The following is a 19,135-nucleotide window of genomic DNA, read 5'->3' as shown; positions in this document are numbered from 1 at the left end:
GTCAGTCGCCCCAATGCGCCCCGTGCATGGTTTCGGAACTGTTCGCCCTGTCGGATCCTGGTTTGATCGTTTTCCTTTCTTCCGATCGGAAAATGACGAAGGCGATCAGTCCAAAAACGGCAAGCGTGCCAGCAACGGTCAAAACAATGGTCAAAATATCCATGCGCTAAATCTGGGCGTGTGGTCCCTATTTTTCAAGCGAGGAGTGGCATCATGCTGATCCTGAGTTGCCCCTATTGCGGCGTCGACGCCGAAGAGACCGAACTGACTGCCGGCGGCGAAGCGCATATGAAACGCTTCGGTCCCGGCTCGTCGGACGAAGAGTTCCATGACTATCTGTTCATGCGCGAAAACCCCAAGGGCGTGCACTTCGAACGCTGGCGGCACAGCAACGGCTGCGGCAAGTGGTTTCATGCCGCGCGGTGCACCGCGACGCTTGAGGTGTTCGGCACCTATTCGGCCCAGGTCACCGAGCCGCCAAAGGAAATCCGCGATGCGATTTCGGCCAAACGGCAGGGTTGGACGTGGAGAGAGTTCTCCTGATGCTTCGTCTTTTCAAGAACACATCTGCCGGAGGCCCTGACGCCTCCACTTGCGAAAGGTCCGCAAAATGAGCACCCGTCTCGCAAATCAAGGTCGCCTGATCGACAGGTCGAAACCGGTCACGTTTTCATTCAACGGTACCTCTATGCAGGGCTATCAGGGCGACACGCTGGCCTCAGCCCTGCTGGCTAACGACCAGATGATGGTCGGCCGGTCCTTCAAATACCACCGTCCGCGCGGCGTCGTCGCCAGCGGTTCCGAGGAGCCCAACGCGCTGTTCGGTCTAGGGCAGGGCAACCGGTTCGAGCCGAACCAGCGCGCCACCACGACCGAGCTGTTCAACGGCCTGACCGCGATCTCGCAGAACCACTGGCCCAGCCTGGAGTATGACATCGGCGCGGTGAACACGGCGCTGGCACGGTTCCTGCCGGCGGGGTTCTACTACAAGACGTTCATCCACCCCAAACCGTTCTGGAAACATGTGTACGAGCCGTTCATCCGCCAGTCGGCCGGTTTGGGCAAGGCGCCCGACAAGGACAGCCGCGACGCGGACACGTATGAACATTTCTATGCCTTCACCGACGTTCTAGTGATCGGCGGCGGTGTTGCGGGCCTGCAGGCAGCCAAAGCCGCGGCGCAATCGGGCGCCAAGGTCATGCTGATCGAACAGACCGCCCATTGGGGTGGCCGCGCGCCCGTCGATGGGGGCACCGTCAACGACGAGCCTGTGGATAAGTTCGTGGAACAATTGGTTTCCGAACTCGAAACAATGGACAACGTCACCCTGCGGTCGCGCTGCATGGGGGCCGGGGTCTATGACCACGGCTACGTGCTGGGATACGAGCGGCTGACCGACCACAAACCGGGCACCCAAGGCCCGCGCCATCGGCTGTGGCGCATCCGCGCCAAACAGGTCGTCACGGCCACCGGCGCGATCGAGCGCCCGCTGTCCTTTGCCGGCAATGACGTGCCGGGGGTGATGCTGGCCTCGGCCATGCGCGACTATGTGGTCAACTGGGGCGTGACCCCGGGCGAGCGCGTGATCGTCGCCACCAACAATGACGACGCCTACCGCACCGCGATCATCCTGAAACAGGCGGGCGTGGATGTGTTGCGCGTCGTCGATGCCCGTCCCTCGGCCGGGCCGCTGGCGGACGAAGCGCGCAGCCTCGGCATCCGGGTCGATCCCGGCAAGGCCATCGCCAAGGTCAAGGGCGGCAAGCGGGTCAAGAAGGTCGCGATCTGCAACCAGGAAGGCATCGGCGGCGCTCGGGAAGAGGTCGAATGTGATGCGGTTGCCATGTCGGGTGGCTGGTCTCCGGTGGTGCACCTGTGGTCACATTGCGGCGGCAAGCTGATCTGGGACGAAGCCAACGCCCATTTCCGACCCGACCCCGACCGTCCGCCGCTGGGCGCGGATGGCGCAGGCTTTGTTGTGGCCGCAGGCTCGGCAAGCGGGCCGATGGCGCTGGGCGAGGTTCTGGCCGATGCCCACGCCGCGGGCAAGTCCGCGGCCAAGGCAGCCGGGTTCAAGCCGAAGAACACCAAGGCACCGCAGGGCGAGGCCGAGACCGAAGCGCCCATGCAGGCCGTTTGGCTGATGCCCGCCAAGGCCGACGTGCAGCTGCGCATGAAGTCGTGGCTGGACTTCCAGAACGACGTGAAGGTCTCGGATGTGCAACTGGCCGCGCGCGAGGGCTATGAAAGCGTCGAGCACACCAAGCGTTATACCACGCTAGGCATGGCGACGGATCAGGGTAAGCTGAGCAATATCAACGGCCTGGCGATCCTTGCTGATGCTCTGGAGTCGGAGATTCCCAAGGTCGGCACCACCACTTTCCGCCCGCCCTACACACCCATCTCGATGGGAGCCATCGCGGGCGAGGCGCGCGGCGAGGTGTTCCAGCCGATCCGCCGCACGCCGATGCATGATTGGCATGACCGGAATGGTGCCGATTGGGAACCGGTGGGCCACTGGCGTCGTCCTTACGCCTATGTCCGAGCCGGGGAAACCGTGCATGACGCGGTGAACCGCGAGGTCCGGAACACCCGTGAAAACCTCGGGCTGCTGGATGCCTCGACCCTGGGCAAGCTGATCGTCAAGGGCCCGGACGCGGGCAAGTTTCTGGACATGATGTACACCAACATGATGTCCACGCTGAAGGTCGGCAAATGCCGCTATGGCCTGATGTGCTCGGAAAACGGCTTCCTGATCGACGACGGCGTCGTCGCCCGCATCGACGAGGACACCTGGCTGTGCCACACCACCACCGGCGGGGCTGAGCGCATCCATGCCCATATGGAGGAGTGGTTGCAGACCGAGTGGTGGGACTGGAAGGTCTATGTCGCCAACGTGACCGAGCAATACGCCCAGGTCGCCGTTGTGGGCCCCAACGCCCGCAAGGTGCTGGAGAAGCTCGGCGGCATGGATGTCAGCCGCGAGGCGCTGCCCTTCATGGAGTGGCGCGACGGCCAGATCGGCGGCTTTGATTGCCGGGCCTACCGCATCTCGTTCTCGGGCGAACTGTCCTATGAAATCGCGGTGCCCGCCAGCCAGGGCCAGGCCTTCTGGGATGCCCTGATGGAGGCCGGGAATGAGTTTGGCGTGATGCCCTATGGCACGGAATGTCTGCACATTCTGCGGGCCGAGAAGGGCTTCATCATGATCGGGGACGAGACCGACGGCACCGTGATCCCGCAGGACCTGGGGCTGCACTGGGCGATCTCGAAGAAGAAAGAGGATTTCCTGGGCAAGCGCGCGCAGGAACGCACTCACATGACCGACCCGGACCGCTGGAAACTGGTGGGTCTGGAAACTGTGGATGGATCGGTTCTGCCCGACGGTGCCTATGCGGTGGGCGAAGGCGTGAATGCCAACGGCCAGCGCAACGTGATCGGGCGCGTCACCTCGACCTATTACTCGGCCAACCTGGGCCGGGGCATCGCCATGGGGCTGGTCAAGAATGGGCCGAACCGCATGGGAGAAGTGATCGAATTCCCGGGCACCGACGACAAAAACTACAAGGCCAAAATCGTGGACCCGGTGTTCTACGACAAGGACGGGGAGAAGCAGAATGTCTGAACCCATCAGCGCACTGAACCACGCAAGCTTTGACGGCATCGCCCGGATTGAGGAATGCGGCCTGCAGGGGATGATCACCCTGCGCGGCGATCTGTCCGACAAGCTGGTGACCAAAGCGGTCAAGGATGCCACCGGCCAGAAGATGCCCGGCCAGCGCGAGGCTTTCGTCGATGGCGAAACCGGCGTCTGCTGGATGTCGCCGGACGAGCTGCTGGTGCTTGTTCCCTACGCCGAGGTCGAGGCCAAACTGGCCGCCATGCAGGGCGCGCTGAGCGGCGTGCATGCATTGGCGGTCAATGTCTCGGACGCGCGGGCGGTGTTCCGGGTCTCGGGACCGACCGCGCGTGAGGTGCTGGGCAAGGTTGCGCCCGTCGATTTCTCGTCCGATGTCTTCCAGCCCGGTCAGATCCGGCGCACGCGCCTGGCGCAGGTTGCGGGGGCGTTCTGGATGGACGACGAGGAATCCTTTCGCGTGGTGTGCTTCCGATCAGTTGCGGATTACGTCTTCAAGCTGCTGAAGGTTGCGGCGCAGCCCGGCAGCGAGGTCGGATACTACTGAACCCGACCCCACCTTGGCAGACAGAAAAAGCCCCGGACATCACCGGGGCTTTTCATTATTTGACGACCTCGCATCTGCCGGTTCCGTAGGGTTTGTTCGATGCCCCGACATTCACGAAACTGCCGCTCACCTTCAGCCCACCGTCTGTTGCAAGATTCGCCTGATAGCGCATGCGAATGGCCTGACCTTCGGTACTTTTGAGCGTCACGTTCCAGATCATCCGACAGCTCTTGGCCCCACGATCCCGAAGCTGCGCGTTGGTCCAGTCATGGTAGTTGCTGGCGGCTTGGGCCGTGCCGGCCTCGGGGTCGATTTGAAAGGCATATTCGGGCGCGATCTAGCCGTGGCTATCCCTCTTTGTGATCGTGCACTTGTAAGCCATGGGGGATGCGGCAGCCGCCTGTGCCGTCAGGGCCGCGGCGAGGAATAGAATAAGTCGCGAGTCAATTTTCCTGTGACTTCAGTGGTCAATACAGGAAAATGAACACCGCGTCGCTGGGTGTACAAGGGCAAATTCTCGTTTGAGTAGAGTTTCCGTGACGGAACTCTATTCCGTGAACAGGACGCTGCGGTACTGGGTCAAAGCGCTCGGGCCCAGCAAGTCCTGGGCTGAGATTGGGCGCCCGGTTTCATCGTGCATGTTCGAGTATAAAGACAACGTCGCAAGCAGGGCTTCGACCCGTTCGGCGCGGTTGTTTTCGTCCAGCAGGGGCGCGTGCAGAGACAGATACAGGGCTGGCTTCTGATCCTGCAGCCAGTCGGCGAGCGTCGGCAGAACCGCAAACTCCGCTCCTTCGATATCCATCTTGACCAGCGAAATGCCTGACAGGTCCGTCGCTGTGGCGAACTGGTCCCAGGCGATGGTCAGGGCGTTGGTTCCATGCGCGCCGTCATGCAGCAGAGAACTGGTGGAGTCGCCGGGCTCGCCCCGGACAGAGGCCATGCGGGCCACGCCAAACCGGTCGGACAAAGCCACGCCAAAGGCCGAGACGTTGCGGATGTCGTTCAGGTCGAGGTTCCAAGCCAGATGGCGAAAGGCGGTGGGGTCGGGTTCGAAACACCAGACATGCCGGGCTTTGCGCGCGCCATACAGAACTGTCGGGCCGATCCACGCGCCGATGTCCAGATAGTCGCGGTCGGGCGACAGGTGCTGGTCCAGCACCGCGAATGTCTCGGGCTCCCAGTCGCCGGCCGAGGCCTTGCGCCAGAATTTCGAATGGTATGGGTCCAGCCGGAACGCCTCGCCATTCAGGTTGCCTGCATAATGACCGCGGGCACGGTAGAACATCTTGCGCGCCTGCGTCAGCATAGCGGACCTCCGGGTTTTCTGCGCTCGGGCCTTGACCTGCGGCGGTTGCCAAAGCATTTAACCTTGGGAACGCAACACAAATTTACAGGGGGCCGAGATGGCTTTTGAACTTCCTGATCTTCCTTATGCACATGACGCGCTGGCAGCCAAGGGCATGTCGGCGGAAACGCTGGAATATCACCATGATCTGCACCACAAGGCCTATGTCGACAACGGCAACAAGCTGATCGCCGGGACCGAGTGGGACGGCAAGTCGCTGGAAGAGATCATCGTCGGCACCTATGACAAGTCGGCCGTCGCACAGAACGGTATCTTCAACAACATCAGCCAGCTTTGGAACCACAACCAGTTTTGGGAAATGATGGGTCCGGGCGAGTCGAAGATGCCGGGCGAGCTGGAAAAGGCGTTGGTTGAAAGCTTCGGTTCGGTCGAGGAATTCAAATCGCAGTTCAGTGCGGCCGGTGCCGGTCAGTTCGGTTCGGGCTGGGCGTGGTTGGTCAAGAATGCCGACGGCTCGCTGGCGGTTACTAAAACCGAAAACGGCGTGAACCCGCTGTGTTTCGGCCAGACGGCGCTGCTGGGTTGCGACGTATGGGAACACTCCTACTACATTGATTTCCGCAACAAGCGTCCGGCTTACCTGTCGAACTTCCTCGACAACCTGGTGAACTGGGAAAACGTTGCATCGCGGATGTAAGACTTGACCCGACGAGGGTTTATCAAGGGCCTGCTGGCGGTGACGCTGGCAGGCCTTGTTGTTTCGCTGTACGGGTTCTTTATCGAACCGGCTATGCGGCTGCGGGTTCGCAAATGGAAGCTTAAGCGTGCGGACTGGACGGCGCCTCCGCTGCGGATCGCGGCCATCGCCGACCTTCATGCCGGCGAGCCATTCGTTACCATAAAGCGTATCAAGCAGGTCGTAAGGCGCACAAATGCGCTGGATGCCGATCTGGTCTTGCTGCTGGGGGATTTCACCGCCAGCCACAGGATGGTTTCGAAACCTGTCGCGATGGCGGACATCACCCCGGTTCTTGCCGGACTAACCGCGCGCCATGGGGTTTTCGCGGTGCTGGGAAACCATGACTGGTGGGATGATACGGCCGCTCAACGCCGGGGCGGTGGGCCCAACTTATATGCCGATGCGTTGGCCGCGAGTGGCATCCCGGTCCTATCCAATTCTGCGCAGAAACTGGATGGTCCGGGAATCTGGCTGGCGGGCCTCGAAGACCAACTGGCCATCGTGGAGGGCAATGGGCGATACCGCGGCCTGGACGATCTGTCCGGCACGTTGCGGCAGATTACCGATGACGCGCCCGTCATCCTGATGGCGCATGAACCGGATATATTTCCCCAAGTGCCAGATCGCGTTGCCTTGACACTGTCCGGTCACACGCATGGTGGGCAAATCAGACTGTTTGGGTGGTCGCCCGTGGTGCCCTCGCGGTTTGGCAATCGCTATGCCTACGGCCCTGTGCGTGAAGGTGGAAGGGATCTGGTAGTTTCCGGCGGCATCGGGTGCTCGATCCTTCCGGTCCGGTTTGGTGTTACACCCGAGATTACGCTTGTCGAGATTTCTGCCTGATCCGCGCTTCGGGTGGAAACTTGCCGATACGTCAACTTTTGCGCGCATGTGCCGTTGCAAGACGCCAAAGAGTGATTAGCTGGTAGATGCGGGAGGAGAGAACCGCCAAAACCAAAACAATGAGGGAATAGCTGCCAAATTGTGCCGTGGGTGCAAGGTGTTGGCTGTTCTTGTTCGGGCGGGGGACGGCCACGAAAACCACAACGGGAGATCGCAATGGTCGCACTTGCACAGGGTACTTGGGTCATCATCGCCGATGGGGAAAAAGCGCTGTTCACGGAAAACGTGACGGATGCTGAGAACCCCAATCTGGTGGTCGTATCGGTTGAGGAACAGGATCATCTCGCCGCGCGGGGCAAGCCCTCGGATCGGGCGGGACGGCGAAACGATACCGGGCCGAACCAAAAATCTGCGGTGGAAGAAGACACCTGGCGCACCCATGCCAAATCCCTGTTCGTTCAGGATGTGGCCAATCTGCTCAACAAAAAAGGGCTGAAGGGCGCGTACAAACGGCTTGTTCTGGTTGCCAGCCCACAGGTCCTGGGCCTGCTGCGCCGGCGCCTTCACAGCGAAGTTCTGGCCAAAGTCGTAGCCGAAGTCGACAAGACCCTGACCAATCATCCACTGCACAAGGTCGAAAAGGTGCTGCAACGCCAACTGCGCACCTCGACCGCCTGATCTTGCTGGTTCAGGCGTCACGGGCGAGGAAGCCGCCCGTGACGCCTATTATTTCAATAACTTGTGCAATTCGTTCATCGCGGACTCGGCGTCGTCCACCCATGTGATGAAACGGGCCAAGGAGGCATCCGCAAAACCTGCGTCGATCACCTGATCCAAAAGCGTGTGAAGCGCGTCCCAGTATCCGTCCACATTCATCACCAGAATGGGTTTGTCATGCAGGCCCAACTGGCGCCAGGTCAGCGCTTCGAACAGCTCGTCCAACGACCCTGGTCCGCCGGGCAGCACGACCACGGCATCCGCATTCATGATCATGACTTTCTTGCGTTCGTGCATCGTTTCGGTGACCACGAAACGCGTCAGATCTGTTTTTCCCACTTCCCGCCGGAGCAGATGAACCGGTATCACCCCGAAGGTTTCGCCTCCGGCCGCTTGCGTGGCCCGGGCGACTTCGCCCATCAGGCCCACGTCACCCGCACCGTAGACCAGCCGCCAGCCTTCGGCGGCCAGCAGCCGTCCAAAGGTGCCTGCGGCCTTTGTGTAGGCCGAATTCCCGCCATTGCGTGACCCGCAATACACACAGATCGATTTCTGGGACATCAAACAGCGACTCCGGGGTTGTGTCAGAGGTTTTGACCCGTGATAGCGGGATTGGTAAATTGGCTCAACCGTTCGGCGGAAAGCTTTTGAGTCAAGGCATTTGCGCTGCGGAGTGAAGGAAAAAACATGGACGCCAAATCGGGAAGCGGTAGGTCGGGTGCATTCGTCTGGGGTATCCTTGCGGGTATCTTGGCTGTGATTGGCGCCGGGGGCTTGTATCTTTCGGGTGTCTTCGGTCCTGCGCCGCAGTCTGAACAATCCACTACGGAAGAGGCCGTCGCCGAAAGCGCCAGCGAAGAGACGACTGAGCCAGCCGCCACACCGGCACCAAGCCCGGATGCAGAGGACTCGCAGGTCGTTGCGGAACCTGACAACGCGGACGAGGTTCAGACCTCGACCGAGACCGAAGAAGCAACCGCGCCGGAAGCCGAAGAGACAACCGCGACCGACGAGCAGACTGCGCAGGACGCGACGGTTGAAGAACAGCCGGCAGAGGCTCCTCCCTCACCCGAGGCTAACGCGGCCGCAATTGCTCCGACGCTCGACCAGATATTCGTGGAGCCCGACGGCAATGCGCTTCTGTCCGGCAAAGGCGACCCGGGCAGTCAAATTCGTATCCTGCTGGATGGCGAGCCGATCCACAGCTTCACGGTCGATGGCAGCGGCCAGTTCGCCGAGTTCGTCACCATCCCCTTCAGCGAGGCCGCGCGAGGTCTGGTTCTTGAAGCCGGTGACGGTACCCGGTCTGCGCAATCGGATGACTATCTAATTGCCGCGTTGCCCAAGCCGCCTGCGCCACCCGCTACGGACGAGCAAGTCGCCAGCACGGACACCGAAGCGCAAGACGAAACGGCGGAACAACCGTCTGTGGCAGCAGCGGCAGAAGGCACCGAGGTCGCGCAAGCGGGCGAGACCGTTACCAGGGCGCAGGACGAAGAAGCAACCTCACCCGAGGCCACGACCGAGACTAAATCCAGCGAAAGCCAGCAGGTGGCCGTTTTGCGGTCCGGTGAGGAAGGGGTTGAGCTTGTCCAGTCGCCGTCGTCCGAAGACGCATCGCCTGAGCAGGTTGCGCTTGATACGATCGGCTATTCCGACGCTGGCGATGTCCAATTGTCCGGCCGCGTATCCGAGGGTGCTGCGGTTCGGCTCTATCTGAACAACAAGCTGGTGGCCGACATCACGCCAGGACAGGACGGTGATTGGCGCGGGGAAATCCAGGAAGTCGATCCCGGTGTCTATACTCTACGCGTTGACGAAGTCGACACGGACGGAACGGTGCTGAGCCGTCTGGAAACGCCATTCAAGCGCGAACCGGTTGAAGTTCTGCAGGCGGCCGAGGCGCAGGATGCGGTGCCGGGTGCTGACCAGAGCACGCCGATCCGGTCTGTTACCGTGCAGAAGGGCGATACCCTGTGGGCGATCTCGCGAGAGCGTTTTGGCGACGGTGTTCTGTATGTCCGCCTGTTCGATGCGAACCGCGACCTGATCCGCGACCCTGACCTGATTTATCCAGGCCAGGTCTTCACCATCCCGGAATAAAGGCTTAGGTCTTGCGGGGCCGGGTTTTCGCCCGGCCTCGAAGCTTTCCGGGTCAGACATGAGAAGACTTGCGCCTATGCATTCCGCAGACATGCCACAGATGGACGAACGCAAGTCGGGTTGGCTGACCATCCGAAAAGTGGCTCCGTACCTGTGGCCCGAAGATGAGCCGTGGGTCAAACGGCGGGTGGTCTTCGCGATGGCCATGCTGGTTCTGGCCAAGCTGATCGCGGTCTATACGCCGATCCTGTACAAGGGCGCGGTCGATGCCTTGGCGGGCGAGGGCGTGCCGCCGCTGGCGCTGGGCGCCGTGGGGCTGACCGTGGCCTATGGCGTGGCGCGGATGTTGACCGTGGGGTTCCAGCAGTTGCGCGATGCGCTGTTCGCGCCGGTGGGTCAACGCGCGCTGCGGGCACTGGCGCTCGAGACCTTCCAGCACATCCACCAGCTGTCGATGCGCTACCATGTGACCCGGCGCACGGGCGGCCTCAGCCGGATCATCGAGCGTGGGGTCAAGGGCGTGGAGTTCCTGCTGCGCTTTCTGCTGTTTTCGATCGGCCCGTTGATGCTGGAACTGCTGCTGGTTGCGGTGGTTCTGATGTGGCTGTTCGACGTCTGGTATCTGGTCGTGGTGGCCGTCACCATCGCGCTGTACATCTGGTTCACCTTCACGGTCACCGAATGGCGGGTGAAGCTGCGGCGCGAGATGAATGACCAGGACACCGAGGCAAACCAGCGCGCCATCGACAGCCTGCTGAATTTCGAAACCGTCAAGTATTTCAATGCCGAGCGGCGCGAAGCTGAACGATATGACGTGTCGATGAAGGCCTATGCGCAGGCCGCATTGAAAACGGCATATTCGCTGGCCTTCCTGAATTTCGGTCAGTCCTTCCTGATCACCTGCGGGTTGATCGGGGTGATGGTTCTGGCCGCGATAGGCGTGCAGAACGGGTCGCTGACGGTGGGCGATTTCGTGATGGTCAACGCCTACATGATACAGATCACCGTGCCGCTGAACTTTCTGGGCACCGTCTATCGCGAGATCCGACAGGCTCTGGTTGATATGGGCCAGATGTTTCAACTGCTGGAGCAACCCGCCGAAGTGGTGGACAAGCCAGACGCCAAGCTCCTGCAGATCACCGAAGGCCGGGTCGAACTGGACGATGTGCATTTCGGCTATGACCCGGACCGCGAGATCCTGCGCGGTGTCTCTCTGGTGGTGCCGGGGGGGCAGACCGTGGCCATCGTGGGCGCGACCGGCTCGGGCAAATCCACCATCGGTCGGTTGCTGTTCCGGTTCTACGACGTGACCGAAGGCGCGTTGCGGATCGACGGGCAGGACGTGCGCGACGTGACGCAGGAAAGCCTGCACGCCGCCATCGGGGTGGTGCCGCAGGATACGGTGCTGTTCAACGATACGATCCGGTACAACATCGCCTATGGCCGCGAGGGGGCCTCGCAGTCCGATATCGAAGCCGCCGCAAAGGCCGCCCAGATCCACGACTTCATCACCTCTCTGCCCGAGGGGTACGAGACCAAGGTGGGTGAGCGTGGCCTGAAGCTGTCAGGTGGAGAGAAGCAGCGCGTGGGCATCGCGCGGACGCTGTTGAAGAACCCGCCGATCCTGCTGTTGGACGAGGCCACCAGCGCGTTGGATACCGACACCGAGCAGGACATCAAGGATGCCCTGGCCCGCGCCGGCGAGGGGCGCACGGTGATCACCATCGCCCACCGCCTGAGCACGATCGCCGAGGCCGACCAGATCGTCGTTCTGGAAAAGGGCGAGATCATCGAGCGGGGCACCCACGACGAGTTGCTGCGCCGTGAAGGGCGTTATGCCCAGCTGTGGAACCGCCAGCAATCGGATACGCAGGCAGCCTGAAACCTCTGCGGCTAAGGTCTCAAACAAAAAACGGGCCGGCAGGACCGGCCCGTTTCCTTTGTTACTCTGCCGCTTTCAGCGGATGTCCCGGTGTGTCGCCCGGGCTTTCCTCGGCATCGGTGGCCTCGACCTCGGTCCAGATGATCACGGTTGCCTGCATCCGGCGGGCCGAGTCTCCGATCGCCATGTCCTGCGCGATCTGGCTGGACTTTCCTGCAGTGACCCGCGCCATCAGTTTGCCCAGCCATATGGCATAAGTGGTCACCCACACCCGCAACGCCAGGAACGAGGGCGTCACGATCAGGGTCAGAACCGTGGCGATGCCCAGGCCGAACACCACCGCCGTCGCCAGCTGTTTCCACCACAGCGCGGTGGGGCTATTGATCGAATAGCCGCCGTTGATGAAGTCCAGTGACAGGCCGAACATCATCGGCGTCAGGCCCGCCATCGTGGTCAGCGTGGTCAGCAGAACCGGACGAATCCGCGCCTCGGCCGTGCGCACGATGGCGTCGATCCGGGGCATGTAGCGGCTGTATTCCTGGTAGGTGTCGATCAGAACGATGTTGTTGTTCACCACGATCCCCGCCAGCGCAACGATGCCCGTCCCGGTCATGATGATCGAGAAGGGTTGTTGCATCACCATCATCCCGATCAGCACGCCAGTGGTGGACAGAACCACCGCCAGCAGCACCAGCACCGAGTTGTAGAACGAGTTGAACTGCGCCAGCAGGATCACGAACATCAGACCCAGCGCGGCCAGGAAGGCGCTGGAGAGGAAGGCCTGGCTCTCGGCTTGGTCCTCCTGGTCTCCGGTCCATTCCCAAGTGATCGTGTTAGCAAAGGGCTGAGTGTCCAGCCACTCGGTCAGTACCGCGATCCGCTCGTTCGGGTTGATCAGCGTCAGGCGGGCGTCGCCGTCATCAATGGCGGCCTGCACCTCCTGGAGGGTTTCGGCGCCGGTCAACTGAACCAGAGAATAGGCCGTACCATCGGCACCGTTGACCGTCGCACCTTCAGGTTCCGAGCCTTCGGTCACTTCGCGCACCACGGCCAGCCGCTGTTCTCCGTCCGGGGTGGCGATCACCACTTTGCTCAGGCTGGGTTCCACATCGGCCTTGACGTCGTAATAGCGCTCTTGATCCACACGGTTGATTTCGGCCAGCTTTGCCACCGGTTTGCGGGTGATGAAGTTCGACAAGGGCACCAGCCCGTCCGGTGTACGCACTTTGAGCGTATCCAACGTTGACAGGACCCGATCCTGATCGGGCAGGCGAACGCGGATCTCGATCTCTTCATCCACGCTTTCGGGGCGCATTTCGCCCAGCAGGATGCCACGGGTCACCAACTGCACCATCGCGCCCACGGTTGCCACGTCGGCCCCGAACCGGCCGGCCTTGGCCACGTCGACGTCGATCTGCCAATCGATGCCGGGCAAGGGCAGGGTGTCCTCGATCTTGATCAGGCCTGGGGTGTTTTCGAACACTTCGCGCGCGGTCAGCGTGGCGCCGGTCAGGTCGTCCCAGTTGTCGCCCTTGATCCGCAGGTGCACGGGCTTGGCCGATGCCGGACCCTGTTCCAACGGCAGGATCTCGACAACGAAACCCGGCAGCTTGGCCAGTTCGGCGTTCAACTGCTCGATCACGAAGTCGCCGTCATACTCGGGCGCGACGGTGTGCTTGTCGAACAATCCGCCTGCGACAGGTTCTGACACGTTCGGGCGATCCTCCCACGGGATGATCTCGAACTGCACGCGGCCCACCGTGTCCGCCGGAGCCTGCGCCCCGCCGTTGTTCTGGTTCAGGCCGCCTTCACCGGCGAACGAGAACACGTTGATCACCGCCGGATGCTGGCTGATCACCTGTTCAGCCTCAAAGACCAGCGCGTCTTTTTCGGCTAGAGACAGGTTGCCCCGCGCACGGACATAGGCGGTGGCCTGTTCCGGCTCGCTTTCGACGAAGAATTCAACACCGCGGTTGTTCTGACCGTACATGGTCATCACCGTCATCACCGCAAAGCCTACCGCCACGATCGAGACGATCGGCATGATCGGATTGCCGACCAGGAACTTGATGACATAGCCGAAGGGCGTATGCTCCTTGGCTGTGTGGACACGTTCGTCCGGCTTGCGCTCGATCCGGGCTGCGCTCAGCGTGACCGATCCGGCGAAGGCGCCGAACAGGAACAGAACCGCGCCCAGCAAGAACCCACCGCCTGCGCCTTCCGGCAACAGATACGTGGGGTTCAGCAGCTGCATTGCGCCCAGGAAGATCATGTAGACCGAGGGTGGAACCATGATGGCACGCACCCACCAGGGCGTCCGCGCGCGCAACCAATCCGAGCTGCGGTCGAACACGCGGCTCAACCGGCCCGAGACACCGCCCATCACCGGCAGGTAGATCAGCGCCACGATCAGCGAGGCCGACAGAACGAAGATCAGCGTGACCGGCAGCATACCCATGAATTCGCCCGGAATGCCCGGCCAGAACAGCATGGGAAGAAATGCGCACAGCGTCGTGGCGGTTGACGAGACGATGGGCCAGAACATCCGCTGGGCTGCCTCGACATAGGCGTGCATCGGGCCGACGCCTTCCTTGATGCGTTTGTCGGCATACTCCACGACCACGATCGCGCCATCGACCAGCATCCCCACAGCCAGGATCAGGCCGAACATGACGATGTTCGAGATGCTGACGCCCATGATGGCCAGGAACGCGAAGCACAACAGGAACGAGGTCGGAATCGCGAATCCCACCAGCAGCGCCGCGCGGGTACCCAGCGAAGCCAGTACCACGATCATCACAAGCGCGATGGCCGTCAGAACCGAACCTTCCAGCTGGCTGACCATCGAGCCGACGATGCGGCTCTGGTCATTAGAAGTGCCGACATTCACGGCAGCCTGCAGCTCGGCCGGCCACTTGGTCTCGGCCTTGGCGACGGTCTCTTTCACCTGGGCCACGGTGTCGATCAGGTTGAAACCCTTGCGTTTGACGACCTGCAGCGCCACGGTCGGTTCGCCGTTGAATCGGGCGGTCCCTTCGCGGTCTTCGAAGGTATAGTTGATCTCGGCCAGTTCGCCCAAGGTCACGACCCGGTCGCCATTGACCTTGATCGGCAGTCCATAGACATCCTGTGCGGTCTTGAAGGACGAAGGAATCTTGACCGAAAACGCACCCTGTTCGGTTTCGACCTCACCAGCGGCGATCAGCTGGTTGTTGTTCTGCACGACGTTGATCAGCTCGGCCGCGGTGACGTTGTACGCCTCAAGCCGCAGCGGATCGATGACCACTTCCAGCATTTCATCGCGGTTGCCGGCGATCCCGGCCTCAAGGACCGAATCCAGCGCCTCGAGCTCGTCCTGAAGGTCCTTGGCGACCCGCGCCATCGTGCGTTCGGGCACGGCACCCGACAGGTTCACGATGACGATCGGGAATTCCGAGAAGTTGATCTCGGTCAGCGTGTATTGCTCGGCGCCTTCGGGGAAGTCGGCCTGCGCGCTGTTCATCGCGTCGCGCACGTCAGCGGTAATGGCTGTCTTGTCCCAGCCAAAGTCGAACTCCAGTGCGATCCCCGCATAGCCCTCGGCGGCGGTGGCGGTCATCTCCTTCAGGCCGTCCAGATCCGCAAGCTCGGTTTCCATCGGCTTGATCAGCAGGTTTTCACTGTCTTCGGCCGAAATGCCCGGAAACTGAACCGACACGAACAGGGCCGGAATCTCGATGTCCGGTTCACCTTCTTTGGGCAGGCTGACATAGGCAAACCCGCCGATGATCAGCGAGATGGCAATGAATGCCAGAACCATTCGGGCCCTGTCGGCGGCCCAGCTGACTATGCCCGTCATTGGGAAACGTCCTTATAGGTGGGCGCTACGACCACACCCGCAGTCACGAACTCTTGTCCGACCACGATAATGTCTACGGTTTCCGCAAGACCGCCGACCCAAACACCGTCGGCCGTATCGCGCAACAGGCGGATGGGTACGAAATCGACGATATTACCGGCTCCGACCGTCCGAACGCCTAGCTGGCCTTCGTTGTTCAGCGTCAACGCCGATTGCGGCAGCAGGTGAGCCTTGGCGCCTTCGGCCGCGATGCGGATGCTTGCGGTCTGCCCGTCCCGGATCAGAAGCTCGGGGTTCGGGATGGTAACTTCCACCTCGAATGTGCGGGTTGTGTCGTCCGCCGAACGGCTGAGGAAGGTCACACGGCCCTCGACCTGCAATCCGGTCACCAATTGTGCCTGCGCCGGAGCGCCGACGGTGACACGGTTCACTTCGGTTTCGGGAACAAAGCCAACCAGCTTGATCGGATCAAGCTGGATCACGGTCGCGCACAACGATCCGGGCTGCATCAGACTGCCCAATTCGGCGGCATCGCTTTCCAGAAGGCCCTGAAACGGGGCCTCGATGGTGATGCGGTCCAATTCCAGTTCGGCAGCCGCAACCGCCGCCTCCGCCGCCTCGATGCCCGCCTCCGTAGCCTTCAACTCGGCCTCGGCCGCCTTGATACCGGCCTTTGCGGTACTCATCTCGGCCTCGGCCGCGATCCGCCGGGTTTCGGAGCCGAAGCCAGTTTCCGACAGTTTGCGGGCTGCAATCAGGTTTATTTCGGCCTCGGCAACGCGCGCATGCGCTTCCTCCAGCCGTGCTTCGGCTTCGGGCACACGGCTTTCCGCCTCCAGCTTGGCCGCCTTGGCTTGGGCAAGCTGTGCCGGGCGTGAGCCGGGATCCAATTCGCACAGCAGATCGCCGGCCTCGACGAAGGTGCCCTTACGCTTGGGTTCCGAAATGACGGTTGACGTCGTTTCCGCCAGAACTTCGACCTGACGGATTGCTTTGGTTTCACCGCGCAGCAAAACCGCGCTGTCGATTTCGCGCGCAGTGGAGCGCAACGCAACAACCCCAACGGCCTGCACGGCCGAGGCGTCGTTTGCTTCAGCGCCAGCGTCAGACTGGCTCGCAGCATCTTCGCGACCGGCAAATGCAAACAGGGCATCGCGCTCGAAAACCACGAAATACAATGCAACGATGACCAATGCGGCGTTGACGAGGGATATCAATCGCATGCCGTCATTCTCCTTAAAATATTATGTCCGCACAAATGCCGATGAGCACGCAATGACATGGGGGCGTGCGTGCGCGAAGTCCATACTGAACTGAATAGTTCGGTTTGTTTTTTTTCGCAAGAGCGCCCTGACGCTGAGCAATTGTGCATTTCGGGTACTTGGCTTGCTGATGGTGCCGGGGTATGACATGGCGCCAGAAAGCTGAATGCAACGCCCGGGGGCAGGAATGAGCGACGTCGACAGTTTCATTGATGAGGTCACCGAAGAGGTGCGCCGCGACCGGCTCTACCTGCAGCTGCGTCGATGGGGCTGGGTCGGTGTTCTGGCCGTTGTTCTGATCGTGGGCGGCGCCGCTTTCAATGAATACCGCAAGGCGCGCGATGCCAGTCAGGCCCAGAAGCTGGGCGACGATATTCTGGCCGCGATGCAGCTTAACGACGCTGCCGAACGTGCGGATGCGTTGGCGCAGGTCACGGCCAATTCGGCCGGCGAACAGGCTGTTTTGGGCTTTCTCCTCTCGGGCGCATTGTCCGAGTCGGGATCGGTCGAACAGGCCGTTGAACAGCTGAACGCGATTGCGGTTCAGGGTGATCTTCCGGAAATCTACCGCTCGATCGCTGCCTTCAAAGCCCTATTGTTGCAGTCCGAAACCATGCCCGCCGCCGAGCGCCGGCAACAGTTCGAGGCACTGGCCGCTCCGGGCGCGCCGCTGCGTCTACTGGCAGAAGAACAACTGGCCCTGATCGACCTCACCGATGGTGACACTCAGGCCGCGCTGGAACGTCTGCAGTCCATCCGTCAGGATGCAGAGGTCAGTGCCGACATCCAGCAGCGTGCAACCCAATTGATCGTCGCGCTGGGCGGAACGCCCGAACCGATCACCGCACAGCAGGGTTGATACGCGGCCCATTTCAGTGAACCAAGACAGGCGAGTTCGGAGTTTCATGGCAAAAAGACTATTTTCCCGATTTGGTTTGCCGGTCGCAGCCCTGGCGCTGACGGCGCTGAGCGCCTGCGAGGAACCCGAAGTGATCCTGCCGGGCGAGCGTGAAGACATCCGCCCGGCCCAGGATCTGGAAACCGTTCAGACGACCGGTGCCAAACCGATCAGCCTGCCGGCCGCAAAGCGCAACGCCGAATGGGCGCAGAGCCCGGGAACCGCGGCTTTCCGTACCACCAACGCGGCGCTCAGCCCCGCGCCGCAGCGCATCTGGTCAACCTCGATCGGGGCCGGCGACGGGCGCAAACAAAGGATCACCGCTGATCCGGTCGTCGCAGGTGGCCTGATCTACACCCTGGACGCGGCGGCAACCGTTTCCGCTGTCTCTCCCCAGGGGCAACTGGTCTGGAGCACAAACCTCGTCCCCGCCACGGATGGCGAAGAGCAGGCAACCGGGGGCGGCATCGCCTATGCAGACAACACGCTGTACGTTTCGTCCGGTTTCGGGCGTCTGACCGCTCTGGATGCGCGCACCGGCGGAATTCGCTGGCAAAAGAAGCTGAACGCGACGGGTAGCGGAGCGCCGCTGGTTTCTGGCGGCCTGCTTTACCTTGTGGCGGGGGATCAGACTGGCTGGGCGGTTGATGCAAAGGACGGGCGCATTGCCTGGCAGATCGAGGGCACGCCCAGCGTGGGCAATGTTCTGGGCGCTCCGGCACCAGTATTGGCGAACGAGTTCGCAGTCTTTGCGTTTGGGTCCGGTGATGTGGCGGCCGCTTTCCGCAAAGGCGGTATCCGTCGCTGGAACGCGTCTGTCGCCGGCGGCCGCAGGGGGCGGGCCGCAGCGCAGATCGTGGATGTGACGGGCGGCCCGATCGTATCCGGAAACTCGATCTACATCGGCAACCACTCGGGACGCACGGTCGCCTTCGACGCCAGCTCGGGGGAACGGATCTGGACCGCTTTCGAAGGCGCGGTCGATACCGTCTGGCCAGTCGGCAACAGCGTTTTCCTGATCAGCGACCGCAGCCAGTTGGTGCGGTTGGACGTGTCAGACGGGTCTGTGGTCTGGGCCATCGACCTGCCGGGCTTCGTCAAGGACAAGCCCAACCGTCGCGGACCGATCTTTGCGCATTACGGCCCCATCATGGCGGGCGGACGTATCGTCATCGGCTCGAACGACGGTTATCTGCGGTTCTACAACCCAGTCGACGGCACGCTGGTGCATCAGGTCGAGGTTCCGGGCGGGGCGACAACGGCACCGGTCGTCGCGAACCAGACCCTCTACGTGGTTTCGACCAAAGGGCAACTGCACGCTTTCCGTTGACGACAAGATGCGTTAAAGGGCGCGTCTGAG

The 19,135-nt window shown here is 61.8% G+C and carries 16 protein-coding genes; 10 read left to right on the top strand and 6 right to left on the bottom strand.

Going from position 1 to position 19,135, the window contains the following annotated elements; translation table 11 throughout:
* Position 1: 1 nt before the first annotated feature.
* Positions 2 to 163, bottom strand: a complete 162-nt coding sequence (locus tag ACR0NY_RS04825) for a hypothetical protein (RefSeq protein WP_170368674.1) — start codon at positions 161 to 163, stop codon at positions 2 to 4.
* Positions 164 to 213: 50 nt separating this feature from the next.
* Here ACR0NY_RS04825 and ACR0NY_RS04820 point away from each other — a divergent pair, with 50 nt between their 5' ends.
* From ACR0NY_RS04820 to ACR0NY_RS04810, 3 genes are all read left to right on the top strand, one after another.
* Positions 214 to 543 carry a sarcosine oxidase subunit delta gene (locus ACR0NY_RS04820; RefSeq protein WP_170368673.1) on the top strand — a complete coding sequence of 110 codons (330 nt, stop codon included), beginning with the start codon at positions 214 to 216 and terminating at the stop codon, positions 541 to 543.
* 67 nt (positions 544 to 610) lie between these two features.
* A complete protein-coding gene (locus ACR0NY_RS04815; RefSeq protein ID WP_170368672.1) occupies positions 611 to 3,625 on the top strand; it encodes a sarcosine oxidase subunit alpha family protein in 3,015 nt (1,004 codons plus the stop codon).
* Positions 3,618 to 4,184 carry a sarcosine oxidase subunit gamma gene (locus ACR0NY_RS04810; RefSeq protein WP_170337978.1) on the top strand — a complete coding sequence of 189 codons (567 nt, stop codon included), beginning with the start codon at positions 3,618 to 3,620 and terminating at the stop codon, positions 4,182 to 4,184. Before ACR0NY_RS04815 ends, ACR0NY_RS04810 begins: the two co-directional genes overlap by 8 nt.
* 55 nt (positions 4,185 to 4,239) lie before the next feature.
* On the opposite strand, the gene ACR0NY_RS04805 is transcribed toward ACR0NY_RS04810, so the two are convergent.
* Positions 4,240 to 4,404, bottom strand: coding sequence for a hypothetical protein (locus ACR0NY_RS04805; protein ID WP_170337980.1), 165 nt, complete (start codon positions 4,402 to 4,404; stop codon positions 4,240 to 4,242).
* A 327-nt stretch (positions 4,405 to 4,731) separates the two neighbouring features.
* A complete protein-coding gene (locus ACR0NY_RS04800; RefSeq protein WP_170368671.1) occupies positions 4,732 to 5,493 on the bottom strand; it encodes an FkbM family methyltransferase in 762 nt (253 codons plus the stop codon).
* 97 nt (positions 5,494 to 5,590) lie between these two features.
* On the opposite strand from ACR0NY_RS04800, the gene ACR0NY_RS04795 reads away from it, so the two are divergent.
* The 3 genes from ACR0NY_RS04795 (at position 5,591) to ACR0NY_RS04785 (ending at position 7,753) form a co-directional block, all read left to right on the top strand.
* Positions 5,591 to 6,190 carry a superoxide dismutase gene (locus ACR0NY_RS04795; RefSeq protein WP_093962459.1) on the top strand — a complete coding sequence of 200 codons (600 nt, stop codon included), beginning with the start codon at positions 5,591 to 5,593 and terminating at the stop codon, positions 6,188 to 6,190.
* Between the two features lie 3 nt (positions 6,191 to 6,193).
* Complete coding sequence (locus ACR0NY_RS04790; RefSeq protein WP_254432899.1) at positions 6,194 to 7,075, top strand: metallophosphoesterase; 882 nt, start codon at positions 6,194 to 6,196, stop codon at positions 7,073 to 7,075.
* Positions 7,076 to 7,291: 216 nt separating this feature from the next.
* Positions 7,292 to 7,753: a host attachment family protein gene (locus ACR0NY_RS04785; protein WP_170368670.1), complete on the top strand. Its 462-nt coding sequence runs from the start codon at positions 7,292 to 7,294 to the stop codon at positions 7,751 to 7,753.
* Between the two features lie 48 nt (positions 7,754 to 7,801).
* Here the strand turns inward: ACR0NY_RS04785 and ACR0NY_RS04780 are convergent, their stop codons facing one another.
* The gene (locus tag ACR0NY_RS04780) at positions 7,802 to 8,353 is read right to left on the bottom strand and encodes an LOG family protein (RefSeq protein ID WP_170368669.1); all 552 of its coding nucleotides are present in this window, start codon (positions 8,351 to 8,353) and stop codon (positions 7,802 to 7,804) included.
* Between the two features lie 126 nt (positions 8,354 to 8,479).
* Between ACR0NY_RS04780 and ACR0NY_RS04775 the strand changes: the two genes are divergently transcribed.
* Both ACR0NY_RS04775 and ACR0NY_RS04770 read left to right on the top strand, forming a co-directional pair.
* The gene (locus tag ACR0NY_RS04775) at positions 8,480 to 9,895 is read left to right on the top strand and encodes a LysM peptidoglycan-binding domain-containing protein (protein ID WP_170368668.1); all 1,416 of its coding nucleotides are present in this window, start codon (positions 8,480 to 8,482) and stop codon (positions 9,893 to 9,895) included.
* Between the two features lie 76 nt (positions 9,896 to 9,971).
* The gene (locus ACR0NY_RS04770; protein ID WP_170337990.1) at positions 9,972 to 11,777 is read left to right on the top strand and encodes an ABCB family ABC transporter ATP-binding protein/permease; all 1,806 of its coding nucleotides are present in this window, start codon (positions 9,972 to 9,974) and stop codon (positions 11,775 to 11,777) included.
* A 61-nt stretch (positions 11,778 to 11,838) separates the two neighbouring features.
* Here the strand turns inward: ACR0NY_RS04770 and ACR0NY_RS04765 are convergent, their stop codons facing one another.
* Both ACR0NY_RS04765 and ACR0NY_RS04760 read right to left on the bottom strand, forming a co-directional pair.
* Positions 11,839 to 15,615 (bottom strand): efflux RND transporter permease subunit, encoded by a 3,777-nt coding sequence (locus tag ACR0NY_RS04765; protein WP_170337992.1) that lies wholly within the window; start codon positions 15,613 to 15,615, stop codon positions 11,839 to 11,841.
* On the bottom strand, positions 15,612 to 16,838 hold the full coding sequence (locus ACR0NY_RS04760; RefSeq protein ID WP_170337994.1) for an efflux RND transporter periplasmic adaptor subunit: 1,227 nt from the start codon (positions 16,836 to 16,838) through the stop codon (positions 15,612 to 15,614). The genes ACR0NY_RS04765 and ACR0NY_RS04760 overlap by 4 nt, the downstream gene beginning before the upstream one ends.
* A gap of 226 nt (positions 16,839 to 17,064) precedes the next feature.
* On the opposite strand from ACR0NY_RS04760, the gene ACR0NY_RS04755 reads away from it, so the two are divergent.
* Positions 17,065 to 17,736 carry a hypothetical protein gene (locus tag ACR0NY_RS04755; RefSeq protein WP_170368667.1) on the top strand — a complete coding sequence of 224 codons (672 nt, stop codon included), beginning with the start codon at positions 17,065 to 17,067 and terminating at the stop codon, positions 17,734 to 17,736.
* Positions 17,737 to 17,782: 46 nt separating this feature from the next.
* A complete protein-coding gene (locus ACR0NY_RS04750) occupies positions 17,783 to 19,105 on the top strand; it encodes a PQQ-like beta-propeller repeat protein (RefSeq protein WP_170337998.1) in 1,323 nt (440 codons plus the stop codon).
* The last annotated feature ends 30 nt before the right edge of the window (positions 19,106 to 19,135 follow it).

The organism is Ruegeria sp. BJ5 (assembly GCF_056537865.1).
Note: the sequence above shows the minus strand (reverse complement) of the source record. Positions and strands in the feature narration are given on the sequence as shown.